This window comes from uncultured Campylobacter sp. (assembly GCF_937890585.1).
In the GTDB taxonomy this organism is placed as follows: domain Bacteria; phylum Campylobacterota; class Campylobacteria; order Campylobacterales; family Campylobacteraceae; genus Campylobacter_A.
Map to the genome: position 1 here is coordinate 1 of NZ_CALACG010000263.1, position 3507 is coordinate 3507.

4 protein-coding genes and 1 pseudogene are annotated in these 3507 nt (G+C 43.4%); 2 read left to right on the forward strand and 3 right to left on the reverse strand.

Going from position 1 to position 3507, the window contains the following annotated elements:
• From Q0296_RS07915 to lpxB, 3 genes and pseudogenes are all read right to left on the reverse strand, one after another.
• Positions 1-204, reverse strand: a pseudogene (locus Q0296_RS07915) (UDP-2,3-diacylglucosamine diphosphatase); the annotation flags it as partial.
• Between the two features lie 12 nt (positions 205-216).
• A complete protein-coding gene (gene greA / locus Q0296_RS07920; RefSeq protein ID WP_298039054.1) occupies positions 217-702 on the reverse strand; it encodes a transcription elongation factor GreA in 486 nt (161 codons plus the stop codon).
• Between the two features lie 3 nt (positions 703-705).
• Complete coding sequence (gene lpxB, locus Q0296_RS07925; protein WP_298039056.1) at positions 706-1740, reverse strand: lipid-A-disaccharide synthase; 1035 nt, start codon at positions 1738-1740, stop codon at positions 706-708.
• Between the two features lie 102 nt (positions 1741-1842).
• Here lpxB and surE point away from each other — a divergent pair, with 102 nt between their 5' ends.
• Positions 1843-2619: a 5'/3'-nucleotidase SurE gene (surE, locus tag Q0296_RS07930; RefSeq protein ID WP_298039058.1), complete on the forward strand. Its 777-nt coding sequence runs from the start codon at positions 1843-1845 to the stop codon at positions 2617-2619.
• Positions 2609-3259: a tRNA threonylcarbamoyladenosine dehydratase gene (locus Q0296_RS07935; RefSeq protein ID WP_298039060.1), complete on the forward strand. Its 651-nt coding sequence runs from the start codon at positions 2609-2611 to the stop codon at positions 3257-3259. The genes surE and Q0296_RS07935 overlap by 11 nt, the downstream gene beginning before the upstream one ends.
• Positions 3260-3507: the final 248 nt, after the last annotated feature.

Below are 3507 nucleotides of genomic sequence, written 5' to 3' on the forward strand. Positions count from 1 at the left end.
GTAGAAATTTATAGTGTATTCGCCCTCGCCTGTCAAAAAGTCAAACATATCGCCTAGCAAGAAAATTTGCGGCGGCTCTTTGATCTCTCCGCTATCAACGGCGCGTAGAAAATTTAAAAATCCATCTCGGTTTACATTTTCATGCGCGTCGCCTATAAAGATCGCGCCATCTTTTATGGTGGGGGCGTATAGATACTTGCTCAAAACAGCCCATTTTCAGTCAAATTTTATAGGCTTGTAGCAAATTTTAACGATCTCGACGTCGCTTCTGCCTTTTGGTAAATTTAGCGCGACCTCATCGCCCTCAGCCTTGCCTAAAAGTTGCTTTGCAAGGGGAGAGTTTATCGAGATGTAGCCCTTATCTATGTCGCTCTCGCTGATACCAACGATCGTGTATGTGTGCTCTATCTCGGTTTCCTCGTCCATTATCGTCACGCTCGAGCCAAACCTTACCCTATCGTGCTCATAGCTACTTGGGTCGATCACCTCTGCGTTTGCTAAAAGTGCGCTAAGCTCAGCGATCCTAGCGTCTATAAAGGCTTGCTTTTCTTTGGCGGCGTGATACTCGGCGTTTTCTTTAAGATCGCCGTGGCTCCTTGCGATATCTATCTCGACGACGATCTGTGGGCGCTCTACTAGCCTTAAATTTTTAAGCTCGCTCTCTATTTTCTCGTATCCGTATATTGTCATTGGTTCACTCATTTTTTACTCCATATTTTTTAAAATTTTTACTACATTTTTGCTGCTGCCGTGCCCCAAATAGGCTCTTAGCTCGTCGCAGCCTTTTAAGAATTTCTGCCTATCACAGCTCTCATAAGCTTTTAGTAAATTTTCAGCCGTTGCAAACTCTTGGATAAATTCCTCATGAAGCGGCTCTTTGCCCATGAAGTCAAACATTATATTTGCTAGACCTGCGTGCTTGATCTTTACAAATTTCCTAGCGATAAAAACATCTATCGCTTTTGCCTTGTATGCTAGCACAAATGGCGTGCCAATGAGCGTAGCCTCAAGCGTAGCCGTGCCAGAGCAAACAAAGGCAAAGTCACTCTCATACAAGGCTTCAGGCGTGTTTGTGACGATCTCAAAATCGCTTGTGTCACCATAAATTTCACCCACTTTATCAAGCAAAAATGGCGGCACAACAAGCAGTCTTTTAGCCTCTATCTTTTTAGCAAGCTCCCTATAAACTGGCATAAGTCTTGAAATTTCAGACTTTCTTGAGCCCGGCAAAAACGCCACTTTGCCGCTGCCACTAAGGCTCGTTTTCTTAAGCTTTATCTCATCCATCAAAGGGTGCCCCACGTAGGTCGATCGGCTATAAAATTTCGCATCAAATGGCAGGATCGAAGCTAGGTTGTCACAATACCTCTCCACCGCACCCACTCTTTTTGGCTTCCACGCCCAAACTTGGGGCAAGATGTAGTATGTCACGGCTGCCTTTGCGCCTGCCTCTTTTATCGCCTTTGCAAGCGGGAGATTAAAAGCTGGACTGTCGATAAGCAGCACCGCATCAGCCTCTTTTGCCATTTGACTCATCTTTTTTAAAGCTTTTTTAGCCTTAAAAATAAGTGGCAAAACCTCGACAAAGCCCATCGCTGAAAACTCGCTGCTTTTCATATATGGCGTGCCAAGCTCTTCGCTAAAAATTCCCATTAGCTCAAATTCGCCCTCGAAATTTCTCAAAATTTCTTTTAAATGCAAATTTGCCGATGGCTCAAGAGCGGAGACTAAAATTTTCATTTACACACTTTCATCAGGTCTTTTTTTGGGGGCATTATACGCAAAAATTCTTTAAAATTTTAAGAAAGCTGTGATAAAATCCAACCCTTTAAAGGATAAAATTTGAAAGAAATTTTGATAACAAATGACGATGGATTTGAGGCGACTGGACTGCTTGCCTTAAAAGAAGCTTTGAGCGAGCTAGATGGCGTAAATGTCACGATCGTAGCTCCAAGCTCTGAAAAATCAGCCTGCGCTCACTCGCTAACTCTCACAAGGCCACTTAGATTTATAAAACTTGATGATAACTTTTTTAAACTTGACGACGCAACGCCTAGCGACTGCGTATATCTCGCACTTCACGCACTTTATAATAAAAAGCCAGATCTAGTGATAAGTGGCATAAATCACGGGGCAAATTTAGGCGAGGACATCACCTACTCTGGCACGTGCGGAGCGGCTATGGAGGGCGTTTTACAGGGCATTAGGAGCATTGCATTTTCGCAGTTTTATGTAAATAACTCGATAAATGAGCTTGGATTTGACCTGGCAAAAGAGGTCGTGAAATTTATCACTCCAAAGGTGCTGGAGGGTGAAATTTCGCTAAATCCAAGGGAATTTCTAAACGTAAATATCCCGGCGATAGCGAGCAAAAATTTCAAAGGCTATACCGCCGTGCCAGCTGGCAGACGCACCTACGCCACGCACGCCGCGCTTAACCGCAACCCAAGGGGAGTCGAGTACTACTGGCTTGGAAATGCCGCACTTGAATACGAAAAAGGCGAGCCAAGTGACATCAGCAAGGTAAATGAGGGCTTTGCCACGATAACGCCCATAAAACTAAATATGACCTCATACGAGAGTTTGGAGAGTCTAAAAGGGAAATTTGATGCAAAATGATAGATTTACAAGGATAAGATGGCTATTTGGCGAGGATGGTTTTAGCAAGCTTCAAAGCGCAAAAGTGCTAGTTTGTGGAGCTGGAGGCGTTGGCGGGATGTGCGTGGATGCGCTCGCTAGAAGCGGGGTCGGAAGCATCACTCTAATCGATAAAGACATCTTTGACGTGACAAATCAAAACCGCCAAATTTACAGCGAAAATGTGGGCGGCGTAAAGGTGGATGAGTTTGCCAAAATTTATCCTTGTATCACGCCTATGCAGACGCTCATCACACCTGAGTTTGTTGCTGGATTTGACTTTAGCAAATTTGACGTGGTGATCGATGCGATCGATGATATCGCTGCCAAGATCGCCCTTGCAAATGCGGTAGATCCTAGTAAATTTATAGCCTCGATGGGTGGGGCAAAAAGGGTTGATCCAACCAAGATAAAAGTGGCTAGCGTTTGGAAAACCTCGGTCGATCCACTAGCTAGAAAATATAGATATGAGCTAAAAAGATCGGGCTTTAGCGGTAAATTTGACGTGGTCTTTTCAACAGAAGAGCCGCTTTGCAAACCGCTTGGAAGCTTCATAGGCGTGACTGCCTGCTTTGGGCTAAATTTAGCCTCATTAGCTGTTAAAAAAATAGTTGGGCAGTAAGCCCAGATTTACACTCCGAGCAAAATTTCAAATTAGAGCTGGTATTTTTTGGATATAAACTTAATAGGCAGCTCTACAAGAGACTACTTTGACAATCCAAGATGAGCATCTAGCAAATTTGAAAAATTTGATGAACGAGTAATTTTAGTAATCAATTCTTGCGAGTGAATGAAATTTTAAAATTTGCAAAATAATAAATTAGATCGCGGACCAAGCCGCAATCCATTATAGATAAACTGGGATATTTG